This window comes from Chitinilyticum aquatile DSM 21506 (genome assembly GCF_000430805.1).
Classification (GTDB): Bacteria; Pseudomonadota; Gammaproteobacteria; order Burkholderiales; family Chitinibacteraceae; genus Chitinilyticum; species Chitinilyticum aquatile.
Window position 1 is genome coordinate 155,308 of sequence record NZ_KE387261.1, and the last position, 17,551, is coordinate 172,858.

General features: G+C 59.8%; 14 protein-coding genes. 5 read left to right on the forward strand and 9 right to left on the reverse strand.

All coding sequences use genetic code 11. The features are described 5' to 3' along the window. Positions 1-23: 23 nt before the first annotated feature. Both H559_RS21115 and H559_RS22050 read left to right on the forward strand, forming a co-directional pair. Complete coding sequence (locus tag H559_RS21115; protein ID WP_051279777.1) at positions 24-1,580, forward strand: GAF domain-containing protein; 1,557 nt, start codon at positions 24-26, stop codon at positions 1,578-1,580. Then, positions 1,577-6,772, forward strand: coding sequence for a PAS domain S-box protein (locus tag H559_RS22050; protein WP_081413141.1), 5,196 nt, complete (start codon positions 1,577-1,579; stop codon positions 6,770-6,772). The genes H559_RS21115 and H559_RS22050 overlap by 4 nt, the downstream gene beginning before the upstream one ends. 119 nt (positions 6,773-6,891) lie before the next feature. Here H559_RS22050 and H559_RS22450 read toward each other — a convergent pair whose 3' ends face one another. From H559_RS22450 to H559_RS0117815, 3 genes are all read right to left on the reverse strand, one after another. Continuing rightward, positions 6,892-8,529 (reverse strand): carbohydrate-binding protein, encoded by a 1,638-nt coding sequence (locus H559_RS22450; protein ID WP_245579406.1) that lies wholly within the window; start codon positions 8,527-8,529, stop codon positions 6,892-6,894. 341 nt (positions 8,530-8,870) lie between these two features. Beyond that, positions 8,871-9,653 (reverse strand): CHAD domain-containing protein, encoded by a 783-nt coding sequence (locus tag H559_RS21130; RefSeq protein ID WP_051279781.1) that lies wholly within the window; start codon positions 9,651-9,653, stop codon positions 8,871-8,873. A gap of 101 nt (positions 9,654-9,754) precedes the next feature. Then, positions 9,755-10,453, reverse strand: coding sequence for an HAD family hydrolase (locus H559_RS0117815; RefSeq protein WP_028453795.1), 699 nt, complete (start codon positions 10,451-10,453; stop codon positions 9,755-9,757). An 85-nt stretch (positions 10,454-10,538) separates the two neighbouring features. On the opposite strand from H559_RS0117815, the gene H559_RS0117820 reads away from it, so the two are divergent. After that, positions 10,539-10,937, forward strand: a complete 399-nt coding sequence (locus H559_RS0117820) for a YchJ family protein (protein ID WP_211230974.1) — start codon at positions 10,539-10,541, stop codon at positions 10,935-10,937. A gap of 756 nt (positions 10,938-11,693) precedes the next feature. On the opposite strand, the gene H559_RS0117830 is transcribed toward H559_RS0117820, so the two are convergent. From H559_RS0117830 to H559_RS0117855, 6 genes are all read right to left on the reverse strand, one after another. Then, positions 11,694-12,347 carry an HAD family hydrolase gene (locus tag H559_RS0117830; protein ID WP_028453797.1) on the reverse strand — a complete coding sequence of 218 codons (654 nt, stop codon included), beginning with the start codon at positions 12,345-12,347 and terminating at the stop codon, positions 11,694-11,696. Then, a complete protein-coding gene (gene ubiG / locus H559_RS0117835) occupies positions 12,344-13,054 on the reverse strand; it encodes a bifunctional 2-polyprenyl-6-hydroxyphenol methylase/3-demethylubiquinol 3-O-methyltransferase UbiG (RefSeq protein ID WP_028453798.1) in 711 nt (236 codons plus the stop codon). Before ubiG ends, H559_RS0117830 begins: the two co-directional genes overlap by 4 nt. Beyond that, on the reverse strand, positions 13,054-14,373 hold the full coding sequence (locus tag H559_RS0117840) for a TRZ/ATZ family hydrolase (protein ID WP_028453799.1): 1,320 nt from the start codon (positions 14,371-14,373) through the stop codon (positions 13,054-13,056). The genes ubiG and H559_RS0117840 overlap by 1 nt, the downstream gene beginning before the upstream one ends. A 75-nt stretch (positions 14,374-14,448) precedes the next feature. Then, positions 14,449-14,643 (reverse strand): hypothetical protein, encoded by a 195-nt coding sequence (locus H559_RS22455; protein WP_081413143.1) that lies wholly within the window; start codon positions 14,641-14,643, stop codon positions 14,449-14,451. A gap of 201 nt (positions 14,644-14,844) precedes the next feature. Beyond that, complete coding sequence (locus tag H559_RS0117850; RefSeq protein ID WP_028453801.1) at positions 14,845-15,369, reverse strand: DUF7931 domain-containing protein; 525 nt, start codon at positions 15,367-15,369, stop codon at positions 14,845-14,847. Further along, positions 15,329-16,447 (reverse strand): cupin domain-containing protein, encoded by a 1,119-nt coding sequence (locus H559_RS0117855; protein WP_028453802.1) that lies wholly within the window; start codon positions 16,445-16,447, stop codon positions 15,329-15,331. Before H559_RS0117855 ends, H559_RS0117850 begins: the two co-directional genes overlap by 41 nt. Positions 16,448-16,503: 56 nt before the next feature. Here H559_RS0117855 and H559_RS0117860 point away from each other — a divergent pair, with 56 nt between their 5' ends. Both H559_RS0117860 and H559_RS0117865 read left to right on the forward strand, forming a co-directional pair. Then, entirely contained in the window at positions 16,504-16,971 is a 468-nt protein-coding gene (locus tag H559_RS0117860) for a peroxiredoxin (RefSeq protein WP_028453803.1), read from the forward strand. 4 nt (positions 16,972-16,975) lie between these two features. Continuing rightward, positions 16,976-17,455, forward strand: a complete 480-nt coding sequence (locus H559_RS0117865; RefSeq protein ID WP_028453804.1) for an FKBP-type peptidyl-prolyl cis-trans isomerase — start codon at positions 16,976-16,978, stop codon at positions 17,453-17,455. Positions 17,456-17,551: the final 96 nt, after the last annotated feature.

Genomic DNA, 17,551 nt, shown 5'->3' on the forward strand with positions numbered 1-17,551 from the left:
TGCTGTGTTCCGGGGTAGAGCCAATGATGAAACGGATTGCCGCGTTTGCCGCAGTACACAGCCATCTGGCATGGCTATTCTGCCTTCTGCTGGCGGTACTGGGAGGGCTGCTCGCCGAGCAGCTGGTGCGTGATCTGCGCGAGCAGCGCCAGTTGCAGCAGCTCGAAACCGCGGCGCAGCGTGGTGGCATTGAGCTGATGGCGCAAACGCTCAACAGCAATCTGATTGGGGCAGTGGCGATGATGGGCCTCACCGATCACGCCATCAAGCAGGAAGCCCGCGCGGGGCTGGGCCTGGGCTCTCCGGAGCTGACTGCGCTGTTCGAGAGTGTGGGGCGAGCACTGGATGCCGACGGTGTTTTCCTGGTGAGCGAAAGCGGGCTGATCGCCTCGTCCTGGGATAACAGCGGAAGGCCATCGACAGGGCTTGATGTGCGTTTCCGTCCCTATTTTCAGATGGCCATGCAGGGAATGGCTAATGTCTATGCGGCAGTCAGCATCGCGCGGGGTGATCGCGCGCTGTATTTTGCCGCGCCCGTCTATTTCGACAGCAGCAATGGTAGCGAACCCATTGGTGCCATGGTCGCACGCGTTGGTATGGTCAAGCTCGACAATGATCTGCGTGACAGGGCGGATGTGGCCCTGCTGCTCTCGCCCCAAGGGGTGGTTTTTGCCAGTACCCGCCAGGAATGGATAGCCCGTCTGGCCGGCGAAATAAGCCCTGAACGCCTGCAGGCCATCCGCGAGCTGAAACAGTTCGGCAAGCAGTTCGAACACCAGCAGCCTGTGGTATTGCCGCTCGCCGTGACACCCGGCATGCAGGTGATCGATGGCCGGCGCTACGCCGTCGCGCTTGCGGCAGTGCCCTGGAATGATCCGCAGGGTGACTGGCACCTGCTTCTGATGGACGACATGGGACGGACCATTCCCCTGCGCGACCGGCTGGGTGTGGCGATTCTGGCGGGGGCGCTGATTCTGCTGGCCGGAATACTGCTTCTGAAGCTGCTGCAAAGCCAGCATGCCCGCATTCAGGCGGCCGAAAAACTTCGTGTCTATGCAAAAGAGCAGGAGCTGGCGACAGAGCGCAAGGCACAGCTTGCTGCCCTTACCATGAATCTGCAGAAAGCCGGCAATATATCCGGGCTGGTGGCCACCTTTTTCAGGGAAGTCCATCAGCAGCTGGGCGTGCTGCAAGGAGTGATCTATCTGCAGGTGCAGGAGTGCGGCGAGCAATTTCTGCGGCTTGCCGGCAGCTTTGCCTGTGATCCGCTGCCGGAATCCCGTCTGGCTCTCGGCGAAGGCTTGCTTGGGCAGTGCGCCAGAGAGCGGCGCGAGATGCTGCTGGATAGTCAAGACGCCTTTGTGCTGATCCGCTCCGGCCTTGGGGAGAATCCTGCGGCAGCGTTGCTGATCACACCGCTCATGCGTAATGACAGTCTGCTTGGCGTGCTTGAAGTGGCCTTGCTGCATGTACCGGATGCACAGTTCCAGGAGCATTTCCGGCAACTTGCTGCTGTCCTTGCCCTGAACCTGCAGCTTGCCTCGGCATCATCCCCCGCACAACGGGAGTCAGAATCATGATGTTTCCTTCACTCTCCGCCATGCTTGAGCGCCGTGCGCTATCGTCGCGATTATTTACAGGCTTTGCTGTGCTGCTGCTGTTTGTACTGGGATTAGGCATGTACAGCCTCTACATCCAGCAGACGTTGAATGCCGAATTCCAGCAGATTTACGAAAAGGACCTGCGCGGCATCATCAGCATCAAGGAGGCGCAGATCAGCTATGTCCGCATGGGGCGTGCTGTCGACCAGATGGTCCGGCCAGGTGAGCCGGGCAGGGAAGGCAATGCCCGGCAGCAAGTGCTTGAAGCTGATCGCAGTCTGCAATTGGCCGTCGATGATTTTCGCCAGCGCATTTTTCGGGCCGAAGCACGGGCGCGACTTGCGCAATTCGAAAGCAGTTACGCTGAATACCGGCACAATATCGAGCAGCTCATGCAGCTTACGGAGCGGGATCGTGCTGCTGCTGCGGCTTACCTGGCATCCCCGGAGTTTGGCAAGCCGGTGCGTAGGACTGCTGATGCTCTGGACGCCATGGTTAGGATTAAGGGGGCGGGTGCACAAACTGCTGCAGATGCAGTGAACCAGAAAGTGCGGGAGAGTTTGCAGATTACTCTCGCCTCCTTGCTGGGGGTGATCTTACTCAGTGTCCTGTTCGGTACACCATTGTTGCTGTCAATCCGGCGGCCAACCGAGCGTATCCGCGCGGCGGTCGATAAGATGGCTGCCGGTCAGCTGGCTGAGTCGGTGCCGCATACGGATTATCCGAATGAAGTCGGTCACCTTGCCCGTGCCATTGATGTGTTGCGTGGCGAAGCTCGGAAAATGGAGGAGCAGCGCTGGGTCAAGACGCATCTGGCCGAGATATCTGCCGAGCTGCAAGGAGCTGCGTCCTTCAGCGAGCTTGCCCAGAAAGTACTGTCAGGCATCGCGCCGCTGATCCGGCTCGGGCATGGCGTTTTTTACATTTATGAGGAAGACGAGCGCCAGCTGCGCCTGCTCAGCAGCTATGCCTACCGCGAGCGCAAGACACTGGCCCAGTATTTCAGGCTGGGGCAAGGGCTGGTCGGACAATGTGCGATGGAGCGCACGCCGATCATCCTGAGCCAGCCGCCGGCAGACTACATCCGCATCGGCTCGGCGCTGGGTGAAGCGCCACCGCGTGCCATCGCTGTCCTGCCGGTGCAGCACAAGGGGCGCCTGCAGGCGGTGATCGAGCTTGCTACCTTCGATGCATTCGGTGTGCGCGAGCAGGCCTTGCTGGATGGCCTGATGCCGATTCTGGCGATGAGCATTGAAATCCTCGAGCGCAACATGAAAACCCGCACCCTGCTGGAAGAAACGCAGCGGCAGGCTGCGCAGCTGGAAGAACAGACCGAAGAACTGGAAGCGCAACAGGCTGCACTGCAGGCGACCGAAACCTGGTATCACAGCATCATCGAATCGGCTCCGGATGGCATGATCGTGACGGATGAGCATGGGAAGATCATTCTGGCCAATCCGCAGATCGAACTCATGTTCGGTTATGGGAATGCCGAGCTGACCGGCTGCATGATCGAAATGCTGGTGCCGGAAGCGGCCCGGGGCAGGCACCGGTCGCTGAGTGACAACTATACGCAGACTGGTGAGCCGAGGCAGATGATGGCGCTGGGGCGCGAACTCAGGGGCGCGCGCAAGGATGGCAGCGAGTTTCCGGTCGAGGTTGGCCTGTCACGGCTGCCGGCCCTCGATGGCAGGGGGGTCTGTGTTTGTGCTTCCGTGCGCGACATCAGCGAGCGCAAGGCGGCCGAAGACCATCTGGCCTCGCTCGAAGAACGCAGCCGTCTACTGCTCGGTGCGGTCGGAGATGGCATTGTCGGGCTGGATACGGACGGAAAGATTGCCTTTGTCAATCCTGCTGTATCGCAGATGCTGGGGTACGCGGAAGAAGAGCTGGTTGGCCGGGAGATGCATGCGCTGCTGCATCACACCTATCCTGATGGCCGCCCTTTCCCGCAGGAAAAATGCCCGATGTACCGCTCGGCCTGTGACGGGCTGGCCCGTACCGTGGATGACGAGGTGCTCTGGTGCAGGAGTGGCGGCGCACTGCCGGTCGAGTATGCAACAACGGCAATTCGCAAGAACGGTGAACTGGTGGGTACCGTGGTGGTTTTCCGGGACATCACCGAACGTCGGGCGGCTGAAAAGGCCATTCTGGAGGAACGTGCCCGCTTGCAGTACATCCTCGATTCGGCGCCACTGGGCATTGCCTTTTCGAGCGAGGGCCATATCCACTTTGCCAATCCGAAATTCGTCGAGATGTTCAATGCCCGCATCGGAGATACGCCGGTCGATCTGTATGTGAATCAGGAAGAGCGCCTGGCCATTGCCGATGCAATCAGTGCTGGGGAAATGGTCAGTAACCGTGAAATGCAGATGTACGATCGTGACCGGCATGTCCGCGACATGCTGGTCAGCTATCTGCCCATGAGCTACGACGGGCAGGACGGAGCACTTGGCTGGCTCATGGACATTACCGAGCGCAAGAACGCCGAAAAGGCGATCGCGCATGCCAATATGATGAGCGATTCGGCGCTGGATCTGACCAGATCGGGTTACTGGCTGATCGATTACAGCGACCCCGATTACTACATCAGCTCCGAGCGTGCCGCCGCGATTTTTGGTGAATACCCGAAACCGGATTTCCGCTATCACCTGACGGATGAATGGTATAGCCGGATTGCCGCCGCAGACCCGGCTGTGGCCGAGGCGACTGGAGCGATCTATGCCGATGCCGTCGCGGGCAAGATTCCCCGCTACGATGCCACCTATTGCTACAAGCGACCTGTTGACGGGCGCATTGCCTGGATTCGGGCAATCGGCAATATCGAGCGCGACGAGAATGGTGCGCCGCGTTATATGTATGGTGTAACCCAGGATGTGACCGAAATCAGGGAGGCAGAAATTGCGGTACTGAAGGCGAAAGAGGTCGCCGAAGATGCGACACGCGCGAAGAGCGAGTTCCTCGCCAATATGAGCCATGAAATCCGCACGCCAATGAACGCAATCATCGGCATGTCGCACCTGGCGCTGCAGACCGATCTGGACAAGAAGCAGCGCAACTACATCGAGAAAGTCTACCGCTCCGGGCAGAATCTGCTGGGCATCATCAATGACATTCTAGATTTCTCCAAAATCGAAGCCGGCAAGATGGCGATGGAAAACATCGATTTCCGGCTCGAAGACGTGATGGACAATCTGGCAAATCTGGTCGGATTGAAAGCCGAAGACAAGGGGCTTGAACTGCTGTTCAACGCCGCGCCGGATGTGCCGACTGCACTGGTTGGCGATCCCCTGCGGCTGGGGCAGGTGCTGGTCAATCTCGGCAACAATGCGGTCAAGTTCACCGACCAGGGTGAAATTGTCGTCGGTGTCGAAAAGATGGCTCTGACCGCAGATGCGGTCGAGCTGCATTTCTGGGTGAAGGATTCCGGCATCGGCATGACCGCCGAGCAGTGTGGCAGGATGTTCCAGAGCTTCAGCCAGGCCGATGCATCAACCACGCGGAAATATGGTGGCACAGGGCTCGGGCTGGCCATTTCCAAGAATCTGGTCAGCATGATGCATGGCCGCATCTGGGTGGAAAGCGAGCCAGGCCAGGGCTCGACATTTCATTTTCTTGCCCGTTTCGGCCTGCAGGCCGAGCCGATGCCCAGGCGCATGTACCGTGCCGACGAACTGCAGGGCTGCCGTGTACTCGTCATTGATGACAATGCCACCGCACGAGAAATTCTGGTGGCCATGGCTCGCTCTTTCGGCATCGAGGCCGATGCGGCTGCGGATGGGCAGGCAGGCCTGCAGCGGATCGTCGAGGCCGATCAGGCGGCAACGCCGTATCAGCTGGTGTTGCTGGACTGGAAAATGCCGGTGATGGATGGCATAGAAACCATGCTGCGCCTGCAATCCAGCGCACTGAAAAGCAGGCCGGAAGTGATCATGGTGACGGCATTCGGCCGGGAAGAGGCACAGGCCAGTGCGCTGCAACGCGGCGTGGTCATCAAGTCGGTGCTGGCAAAACCGGTGACGCCTTCGACTTTGCTGGAAAGCATCGGGGAGGCACTGGGCAAGGGCGTCCTTCTGGAAACACGGCAGCATGAGAAACAGTCCAGCCTGGCTGAAGTGACCGCACGACTGAAGGGAACCCGATTGTTGCTGGTGGAGGATAATGAACTCAACCAGGAACTGGCGGCCGAGTTGCTGACCCAGGTGGGAGCCACGGTGGTGACTGCCGCTAATGGCCAGGAAGCGCTGGATGTGCTTGCCCGTGACCCGCATTTCGATGGCGTACTGATGGATTGCCAGATGCCGGTGATGGACGGTTACGAGGCGACCCGGGCACTGCGGGCCCAGCCGCAGTTTGCCGGCCTTCCCATCATCGCCATGACGGCCAATGCCATGGCTGGTGACCGCGAAAAGGTGCTCGACGCCGGCATGCAGGATCACATCGCCAAGCCACTGAATGTGGACAGCATGTTTGCCACCATCGTCCGCTGGGTCCGTCCTGCCCATGGCGCTGCAGCGGATGTGGCTCCCGCTGCTGCCCGAGCAGCCTCGCTTGCGACACCCCAAACAGTGCTGCCGGATTTGCCCGGAATCGATGTTGCCGCCGGGCTGGAGACGACCATGAACAATACCCACCTATATTCCCGTCTGCTGCTCAAGTTCCGCGATACCCAGGGTGCCTTTGCCCAGCTGTTTGCTGCCGCCAGCGCCGAGGCTGACCCGAGTGCTCCTGCCCGGGCGGCTCACACCCTCAAGGGCACTGCCGGCAATATCGGTGCCAGAGCCCTGCAGGCCGCCGCCGCCAGACTTGAGCAGGTCTGCGCGAACGGAGGGGACTCCGCGATGGTCGGAGCCGCGCTGGAGAAGGTGCTGGCCGAGCTCGAGCCTGTCATGGCTGGTCTTGCCGCACTGGAGTCCGGCGAGAAGGCTTTGCAGGCCAACCCGCTCGCCGATGATGCGGCATTGCATGAAAAGCTGCTGGCACTCAGACCCTTGCTGGAGGCAAGCGATACGGCGGTGGCTGACGTCATGGACCTGCTGCTCTCGGACTATTCCGGGCATTTCTCTGCATCAGGCTTGAAAAAGCTGGCCGAGGCCGTCGAGAACTTCGATTATGATATGGCGCTTGAGGTTCTTGATAGCCTGCTTGTGTGCTCTGGTACGGGAGCGTGAGCGTATCAAGGCCGTTCTCCGGAAGGCGCCGGCTGGTGGCTGCATCTGCCGCTCAGAAAAAGCCCCGCCAGCAGGCGGGGCAAAGCGTTCAAGCTGAAGTTTGTTTCTATTGCGTGTGCTTAGCGCAGCTCGATGGCTCCGGCAAACGGATCGGCGGTCACGAAATACTGGTTGTCACGCTTCACGACCACCAGATCCTTGCCGGCCTGACGTGCGGCCAGTGGTGCTGCAGCATTGATCGGGTTGAGCTGCAGTGTGATCGGGGTGGCGTACTTGGCGCATTCCGGGGCGCTGGTGTCGAAGGTCACCGATTTCAGATCGCTGCCGAGTACCGGCTTGCAATACTGGCGGGCAAAGCGGTAACGGATGACTTCACTCGGGCCGGCCATCCAGAGCAACCCGTCATCAACCTTGGCTTTCACGTAGTCCAGATGTGCGGTGTAACGCGCCAGCGGAATCGATTCCCAGCTGCTGTCGGCAACGCCGTGCGCCGTGCGGGTAGCCCAGCCGCCACTGCTGATGGCGGCATCCACATGCAGGTTGAGAATTTCACTACCCTGCGGGTAGAGCGACCAGATGCCGGTGTTGGTGAACAGATCCCATTTGATCTGATAGGGGTCGGCAAAGTCGGCCATGTTCACACCGGCGGCGTTGCCATATTCGATGCCGCCACTGGCGTTGACGCGGTTTGGTGCCCGGCCGCCCAGATAACCGGCGGCGCTGCGCAGATAGGCCAGCGGTGCATCGGGGGCGATGTCGGAAGGCCAGGCAAAATACGTGACGCGATAACCATCGAGCCTGGCGGCGATATCGTCGCTGGCGCCCTTGATTTCAGCCGCGCTATCCCAGTTTGCCGTGTTGGCATCGTAGTGATTGCGGGTGTGGCTGTAGATTTCATTGCCGTTGGCAATCATCTGCTTTGCTGCCGTCCAGTGGTATTCGGCGCATTTGCTCGAAATGATGCCGAAGGCGGCAACGAGACCTCGGGCTTTCAGCTCCGGCATCGCATAGTTGATCTGGCCGTCGGTGATGTAGGCACAAAGGTCGTCATGGACCAGCGAATAGGCGGCCTTGGCGCCGTTTTTCCAGTTGCTGGTGCTGACATAGCCGACGACGGGGCCCGGTGTGGGCGTCACCGTCGGGGTTAGTGTCGGGGTCGGTGTTGCCGTCGGTGTGACTGTAGGAGTCGGTGTTGCCGTAGGCGTAGCGGTCGGAGTCGGTGTGGTGGTTGGCGTCACCGTCGGTGTCGGCGTTGCATTCCCGGCATCGCCAATCAGTTTCCATACACCCCACGCCCCGGATTTGCTCGGGTCATCGCCCTGGGTCCACCACTTGGCTACGTAAATTTTGCCATTGAAGCTCACGCGCTGCCCGCCGTTGTACTGTTTGGCGGCATCCCAGGCGGGAGCACTGCCGACAGGTGTCGGAGTGATGGTGGGGGTGGCGGTCGGTGTTGGTGTTGCCGTGGCCGTCGGCGTGCTGGTTGGCGTTGGAGTGGCCGTTGGTGTTGGAGTGGCGGTTGGTATGGCAGTGGGAGTCGCGGTCGGAGTCGGAGTTGCGGTCGGGTTGCTGCCTGTGCCCAGATCCTTCCAGAGTGTGGGCGTGGAAGCCGGGTTCCAGTTTGCGCCAACGTAGGCGGTGTGCGTTGTGAGGGCCTGGTAAGTGTGGCCGTTGTAGCTGACCTGTGTTCCGGCGTTATAAGTTGCGCCTTCCTGCCAGGCTGGGGCGGCGGCAAAACTGCTGGCGGCAATCGCCATACCGCCCAGTGCGGCGCTGAGGTTGTAATAGTTCACGGTCGGGTCTCCATCTTCCTGGTTTTGTTGTATGCACCTGTGCGCTTTGTCCGTGCAAGGGCGGTGCTGCTGGCCCGGTCCGGCTCTTTTTCAGGTGCGGGAGACACTATTGCAGTGCGGTGGAAGTCTGCCTAGGGCGAGACGGGAGTGCATTCACGAATGGAAGTGTTCGGTTATGAAAAATCAATAAAAACAATTGGATATGTTTGTTGTTCTGTAATGGCGATTTCACGAATGGCGTTGTCTTGCGCTGGTGGGCAGATGTTCTGCCCGCCCGATACCATGCTCTTGCCGTGAAACGAAAGCTATGCGGACAGTTGGACAGGTTGGAGGCGCAGGCCCAAGGCATGGGCAAGTTCAGGCAGAACGGAAATCACTTCGAGCAGAGCCTGCTTGCGGGCTGCTTCGATCTGTTGTGCATCGGCTTCGGTGTAGTGGCCGAGCAGCAGCAGGTTGTCCAGGTCATGCAGGTCACCCAGACGCGATTGCGCGCGTTTGAGGGGCTGCAGCAGTGCCAGATCGTCATCGGGGAGCGCCGTACTGCCGGCATCGAGCAGGTAGCGCAGGCGCTTGATATCGAGACGGAGCGCATGCCATTGCGCAGCCGGGCTGTCCGGGCGGATGGCTGCCAGGTGGATGCCCAGCCGGCGCCGCAGCTTCTTCTGCCGGGCAAGCAACTGCGCCTGCGAGATGGCGCCGCTGCGCGCAAACAGCCGATTGCTGTCCTGCAGCAAGTCTTCCCACTCGGGGCTTGCCAGATCGGCCTGCAGTTGCGCCTGCGCCTGCATGGCGGCTTCGCCAAGGCGGGCGACGAGCGGATGGCCGGGCAGCAGGCGAGCCAGCAATTCACACTGCACATCAAGGTCACGCGGGTGATTGGTACTGGCCGCCGCGCGGTGCCAGCGCTCGCGCAATGCAGTCCAGCGCGGTTTCTTGCCCTGCAGCGGCAGCAGCGCGCGCAGGCTGCGCAGTGCGATGCGCAGATCGTGCAGGCTGTCGCTGTCGTGTGTGCCCAGCAGGCGGTGATGCTGGCGGGAGATGCTGGCCAGCAGCGCATAGAGCTGGCATTGCAGCAGGTCTGTGGTCATGATGGCTTACCGTTGCCGGACCATTACAGTGTAGACCGTCAGTGTCACATTGGTATTGGTGGGTATATGCTCTTAGCCATTAATATGAAATGGCTTTGGAGTTATACCTTGCTGGGTAATTCAGCTGCGCTCAGCCAGTTCCTTGCCAGCGCCCGTGCTTCGTCCAGCGACCGCACCACGGGAATGCCAAGAGCCAGTGTCCTTGCATCGGGTTCGCGCAGATCCGGAATCATGATGACGCGGCACCCGGCTGCGTGCGCGGCCTGTGCGCCGAAATTGGAATCCTCGAAGGCGAGGCATTCCTGCGGTGCAACGCCAAGTGCGGCAGCGGCCTTCAGGTAGATTTCCGGTGCCGGCTTGGGATGGGTGACTTCATTGCCGCAGACGGTAGCCTCGAAATAGGGCCACAAGCCGGCAGCCTGCAGATGATGTTCGGCAATCGGCCGGCGGGTCGAGGTGGCGACGGCGCAGGGAAAGCGCTGTTCAGCCAGCCACTCCAGCATCGCGATGATGCCGGCCTTGTGCGGGATCGGTGCCTCGGTCAGCGCCAGATAATGGCGGTGCGTGCAGGCAATCAGCTCCGCAATCAGGCCGGTATCGGGCAGGTACTGCGCCAGATGATCGGCCACCTTGCTGGAGTGCATGCCGACCATGCCCAGAATCGCCTCCTGCTGCAGGGTGATTGCCAGCTCTGCCGAAGCGTGTTCCCAGGCCACAAGGGCGATGCGTTCGGTGTCCAGCATCAGCCCGTCCATGTCGAAAATGGCGGCGCGGAGTCGGGCGGGGGCAGCGTGTGTCATGCGGGTTCCTGTCTATAATCGGGGTTCTGACTGACCCGCGCAGTTTAACCAAGCTTCGGCCGCCATGCCGCAATGAATTTTCCCGATGACGAATCGCACGATGACGACACCTGACTCCTGCCCCTGCGGCTCCGGCGTATCCCTTGCCCAGTGTTGCGGCCGCTATCATGAGGGGCTCGCCGCACCCGATCCCGAGCGCCTGATGCGCTCGCGTTACAGCGCCTATGTGCTGGGTCTGGAGCCCTATCTGCTGGCCACCTGGCATGCATCAACCCGGCCTGAATCGATGGGTCTGGCTGATGAGCCGCGGGTGAAGTGGCTGGGTCTCAAGGTCAACCTTGCCCACTCTGAGGGCGGGCATGGCGTGGTGGCCTTTGTTGCCCGCTACAAGGTGGGTGGGCGGGCATACCGGCTGGAAGAATACAGCCGTTTTGTCTGCGAGGACGGGCGCTGGTTCTATGTGGATGGCGACGTGAGCGACTGATTGCACAATCCGCTGCCAGCCGATTGACACGCCGCCCCGGTGCGAACCGGAGGCGGCGTTTTTCATGGCGTGCTCCGTGTGCGTTTCCGGTGCACGGTAATGCACCATGATTGCGACATAGTGCACAAAACCGTAGTTATGCTACGACGATGCTGTTTCAATATTTCAAAATGACTACATTGCAAGTATATGAAAATAAAGATTAATTACATTTGATGTGTAGTAAAATACATTACGTTACCTTGTTATATATGTAGTTTGCCTACAAAAACGCTTGCACTGTTTTGGTAGTTTTGATAAAGTTCGTTCTGTCGACAAACCGACACCACTGAACGAAGTACTCCAGACCCCAGAAGGGAACGGAGAAGGAGAAATGAAAATGCGTACACTGATGAAACTTGTAAAGAATGCTGAATTTGCTCAACAAATGGTAGTTAAAGCCTACGGCTGGCAGTTGACCCGCGTCCTGTAAGCCGCTGCCGGAGCAGCGCTCCGGAAACCGAATTCTGTAGTACCTGTTTTGCTGTTTAGTTTTATGTGGCGCAAGCCACGTGCTGTCAGGTAGCGCGAGCTACTGGTTTTCCCGCGGCGCAAGCCGTTGTGTTATCGACTCCTCATCCTCCTGTGCCCGGCTCAGCCTCGTCTCACCGACGAAGTCCAGCCGGGTTTTTTTTGCCTGCCGTTTGCCGGGTTGTTGATTGCAGACGCAAAAAAGCCGGGCGAACCCGGCTTTTGCTGGCTGGACAGGTTGTGCGATCAGCCTGGCAGGTGGGCGAGCAGTTCCAGCGGGTGATTGATCGCCAGGTCGGCCCCCCATTCTTCGGGGCGGTCGGTGGCGCTGATGTAGCCATAACTGGCGAGAACCGTCGTCATGCCGACGCGGCGGCCTGCTTCGATGTCGCGTTCGGCATCGCCCACATACAGGCAGTGCGCGGGATCAATGCCCAGTTCGGCGGCCGCGTGCAGCATCGGCTTCGGGTCGGGCTTGGGTATGCCCACCGTATCCCCGGAAACACAGGTCTGTGGAGCAATGGGAAGGGGGAGTATCTGGATCAGCGGGTCGGTATAGCGCATCGGCTTGTTGGTGACGATGCCCCATTTCAGGCCGCGCTCGGTCAGGGCGGCAATCAGTTCGTTCACGCCGTCAAAGAGCCGCGTTTCATCGCACAGGCCATTTTCGTAATGCTGCAGCAGCCGTTCGCGCAGATGGGCGAACTGCTCATGCCCGGGGGCGATGCCGAAACCCAGCTCCAGCAGGCCGCGGGCGCCGTGGCTGGCTACCGGACGGATGGCTGCCATGTCCTGCGGCTCGCGTCCTTCCTCGGCCAGCAAACGGTTCAGTGCCGCGCCCAGATCGGGAGCGGTGTCGGCCAGTGTGCCATCGAGGTCGAACAGAACGGCTTTGATCATAGCGGCTTCCGGCAGGCCATCAGGTAATTGACATCGGTGTCGCCACCCAGCGAATAAATCTGCGTGAGCGGGTTGTAGTGCATGCCGCGCACATCGACCGTATCCAGGCCGGACAGGCGGGCCATGCGGCCAAGCTCGGACGGTTTGATGAACTTGGCGTAGTCATGCGTGCCACGCGGCAGCATGTTGAGCACGTATTCGGCGCCGATCACCGCCAGCAGGTAGGCCTTGGCATTGCGGTTGAGCGTCGAGAAAAACACCCAGCCGCCCGGCTTGGCCAGCCGCATGCAGGCTGCAATGACGCTGGCTGGCTCGGGAACATGCTCCAGCATTTCCATGCAGGTGACCACATCAAAACTTTCCGGCGCGCTCTCGGCCAGCTCTTCCACCGGGATGCAGCGGTATTCGACCGCCAGACCGGATTCCATCTGGTGCATCTTGGCCACTTTCAGCGATTTTTCCGCCAGATCGATGCCGGTGACGGTCGCGCCGCGTTCGGCGAGCCCTTCCGATAGAATGCCGCCGCCACAACCCACGTCGAGAAACGATTTGCCGTGAATGCCGGCAAATTCGTCGATGTAGTCAAGGCGCAAGGGGTTGATTTCGTGCAGCGGTTTGAATTCACTGGTCTTGTCCCACCATTTGTGGGCCAGTGCGGAGAATTTCGCGATCTCGGCGGAGTCGACGTTGATCTGACGCTCGGTCATCATGCAGTCCTGTTTGATGCAATGCGGGCCTGCCAGCGCTGCGCAGCCTGCATCGCGCGCCCGGCGAAGGTCCCGGTGTGCTGGTGATCGGCATAGACGTGGCGCCCGGCAATCCAGACGTCGCTGACCTGGCTGCGGTCTGCCGCGTACACCAGCTGGGATACCGGATCGTAACACGGCTGCGTGCCGCTTGCAGTGAGGTTGACGGCGATCACATCGGCCTGAAGTCCAGTGCGCAGGCTGCCGATCCGATCGCCCATTCCCAGCGCGGCCGCTCCATTGCAGGTTGCCATCTGCAGTGCTTCCCAGGCGGGCAGCGCGGTCGGGTTGGCGTCCGCCACCTTGGCAATCAGTGCCGCCATGCGCAGGTCGGCAAACAGGTCGAGCTTGTTGTTGCTGGCGGCGCCATCGGTGCCGATGCCGACATTGATGCCTGCGCGCTGCATCGCGGCCACCGGCGCGAGACCGGAGGCGAGCTTCAGGTTGGAGGCCGGATTGTGCGCGACATGGACGCCCTGTTTCGCCAGCAGTGCCATCTCTGTATCAGTCACGTGCACCATGTGCGCGGCGACCAGTTGGCTGCCGAGCAGTCCAAGCCGCGAAAGCCGCTCCAGCGGGCGTACGCCGTGTTCTTTCAGGCTGCCCTCGATTTCATCCCGGGTTTCATGGATGTGGCAGTGAATGCCCATGCCGAGTTCGTCGGCCAGCGTGATGACGCGACGGAATGTGTCGTCGCTCACGGTGTAGGGGGCGTGCGGCGCCAGGGTGAATGACACCAGATTTTCGCCGGCGAACTGGTCGCGGCAGGCGAGTGCGCGGCGCAGATAACTATCGGCATTGCTGGCGTAGGGGGTGGGGAATTCGAGGATCGAGCAGCCAACGACCATGCGGTAGTTGGCATCCAGTGCTGCACGGGCCACTGCATCATGATGGAAATACATGTCATTGGTGCAGGTCACGCCGCCGGCAATCAGTTCTGTTATGGCGAGTTGCGTACCGTCGAACACAAATTCATCGCTGACATGCCGGCTTTCCGCCGGCCAGATGTGATTCTGCAGCCAGTCCATCAGCGCCAGATCGTCCGCGTAACCACGCAACAAGGTCATGGCGGCGTGGCAGTGCAGGTTGATCAATCCGGGGAGCAGTGCATGGTCGGGCAGGTGGATTTCGTCGGCATCCGGCCATTGCCGGCGAGCTTCGCCTGCCGGCACGATGGCGTGGATGCGCTCGCCTTCGATGACAAGGGCGTGGTGTTCGAGCAGGGTGCGGGTGTCGGGCTGGATCAGCCAGCGGGGAAGCAGGCATTGCAGGCGTGGCATGCGGAATCCTGTAGTGAGGCGCGGAAATGCAAAAAGCCGACCTCGCGGTCGGCTTTTTGTACTGCCGTGCTCGAATTACTGAGCAGCGGAAGCAGCGGAAGCGTCGGAAGCAACAGCAGCAGCTTCGGAAGCAACCGGAGCAGCTTCAACAGCGGAAGCAACCGGAGCGGAGGCTTCAACAACAGCGGAAGCTTCCGGAGCAGCTTCTTGCTTGGAGCAAGCAACCAGGCCCAGGGCGATCAGAGCAGCAACGAGCAGGGACTTCTTCATTTTTAATCTACCTTTGAGAGATGTGAATACACAGAGTGTTTTGCTTGAGCAATCGACCGTGGTCATTTGCCCGTAAAACTTAACGGCATCACTGGACGACCGATGAAGCGAATACTACAAGACTTGCCTGTACGATGCAGGGGCGGGTGTGTAACGTCGTGTATACACTGGACGGGTATGCCGGTGCCCTGTTCCCGGTGCTCAGATTTCCAGCCTTTGCCAGCCGAGACTGGGGCCGGAAATAGCCCGAAGTTGCTGGAATGCCTGCTCTAAGCCCATGATTGTCTGCGGATTTGTTCCTGTTTCGCCGCGTGGCCAGTCAAAGTGGTGGCGCTGCAGATAGTGTTGCCTATCTGCGACAATGAAGCCCTTGTCCCATTGTGTACGCGCATCCTCATTGACCAGGAACAGCGCCATGCAGTGCCCGAAGCTCTGATACAGACGCAGGAAGCGCGGACACTGGCTGGCAAGGTAATCGCCCTCGAAACACAGCAGTTGCAGCTGTGGTTTGCCCGGCCTGGTAAGAAAAGCCGTCAGCAATTGCTCGACGGCCACACTGCCCAGCGGGCTTTCGCTGAAATTGCGCTCGCACAGCAGCAGGCTGTGCGAGGCAAGGGACAGTGTGGCGGTAAACGCAATTCTATAGGATGTATAGTCATCGAACCTTTGGGGTTCGTGGCTCTCATCAGGATACAGGGTATAAGTATCCGAGCTGGTACTGTTCATAGAGAAGCTCCTGCAACGTGTCGCAGAATTCACCCGGCGGCAAGCGGCGCTGGTGGGCAAGCGCCCTGAGCACCGCGATGCAATCTTCTTCTGCCGGCAACTCTTCACCGTTCAGATAGAAATTCTTGCCCTCGAACAATAGCTGGCTTTTGCTGTCGAGCATCACGCCACGTGCGGTGATGGCATCGACAAATTCGTCGAATTCAAGTTCGTGCGCAGGCGGACGGAAAAAAACGTGCGGTTTCGGCTCGGTGAAGTAGCGGCCGATAAAGCGGCGCACCGTGCTCTCGTCCCATTGTACTTTCTGCAGCATCGCGCTGATGCTGGCGACGAAGTCATCATCAATGCGGCCGGGTTCGCTCGTTGCCCGGCGCCCCGGGTCGCTGTACATGCCTTCAAGGCAGATTTCATCCTGCAGGAATTCGAGGAATTTGCCGGCGATTTCCTGCGTCCTGGGGGCGCGGAAGCCGATGGACCAGGTCATGCCGGATGTCAGGGCTATGCCGTGGTGCGCATATTTGGGCGGCAGGTAGAGCATGTCGCCATGTTCCAGCACCCATTCCTGCTCGGGGTGGAAATCGCGCAGCACGCGGATCGGTGCGTCCTCGATGAAGTTTCCCTCGTCGTCGCTGGAGATCTGCCACTGTTTTTGTCCGCCGACCTGCAACAAAAACACATCGTAGCTGTCGTAGTGCGGGCCGACCGAGCCGCCCGGTGGTGCCCACGAGATCATCAGGTCATCCAGTCGCGTGTAGGGCAGGAAGTTGAACTGCTGCAGCAGTTCGTCCATTGCCGGGTCGAGGTGGTTCATGTTGCTGACCAGAAGCGTCCAGTCCGATTCCGGCAGGCGGTTGAAACGCGCCTTGTTGAACGGGCCGTGCTCCAGCTTCCAGCGACCGTTGCGGAATTCGACCAGCCGGCTTTCCACGTCATCGCGCTGTGCCAGCCGGCTGAGGCCGGCAAGGTCGATTATGCCGGGAAAGTCGGTGACTGCCTGGCGGATCAGCAGCGGTTTTTTCTGCCAGTATTCGCTGAGGAATTCATCGGGGGTCAGACCCCCCAGTAATTGCAAACCCATTTCGTACTCTATAACTGAGTCATAACAACAGGCATTATGCCCCGACTGGAGAAGCCATGCTGCAAGCCGGTGACCTGGCCCCCGATTTCGAACTGCCCGACGCGAAGATGGAGCTGCTGCGCCTGTCTTCGTTTCGTGATGTTTCCACTGTCGTACTGTATTTTTTCAACAAGGATCACACCCCGGGCGGAATTACCGAAGCGGTGGAATTCAATGACCGCGTGGCCGCCTTTGCCGGCCTCGATGCCGTGATTCTGGGGGTGAGCCTCGATGATTGCCTGGCGCACGAGGCCTTCCGCGAGGAAGAGGGGCTGGATTTCGACCTGCTGGCTGATACCGAGGGCGAAGTCAGCCGGCTTTATCATGTGCTGACCGAGTGGGAATCGCATGGCGTGGTAAGATATGGTATCGAACGCTCCACCTTCGTCATCGACAAGGGTGGTGTAATCCGTCATGCCCTGTATCATGTGCAGGCCAAAGGGCATGCAGCCGAAGTCTTTGATTACGTCAAACAATTAGGATAGCTCAATGCAGATCGCCAAAAACTCCGTCGTGACTCTCAACTACCAGATGTACGACGCGGAAAACAACCTCATCGACCAGACCGAGGAGCCGATTGCATATCTGCATGGCGGCTACGACAACATTCTGCCGCTGGTGGAAGAAGCCCTGCACGGCAAGACCGTGGGCGACAGCGTGGAAGTGACCATGCAGCCGGATGATGCCTTTGGCGAATTCGACCCGGACCTGATCCGCGAAGAAGAAAAGGATGTTTTCCCGCAGGATGTCGAAGTCGGCATGATGTTCGAGGCCGATGATCCGGTAAGCGGCGATCTGCTCGTTTTCCGTGTCACCGAAATCGATGGCAACAAGGTGGTGGTTGACGCCAACCATCCGTTCGCCGGCATGACCATTCGCTTTGTCGCCAAGGTGACCGAAGTGCGTGCTGCCAATGACGAAGAAATCGCGCACGGCCATGTGCACGGTGCGCACGGCCACCACCACTAAGCAGGTAAAACGGCTGCGGCTCGCGAATACTGCGTCAAAAATCGGCTCAAAATCCTCATTTACCCTCGGTAAACTCCGGTTTTTCGCCGATTTTTT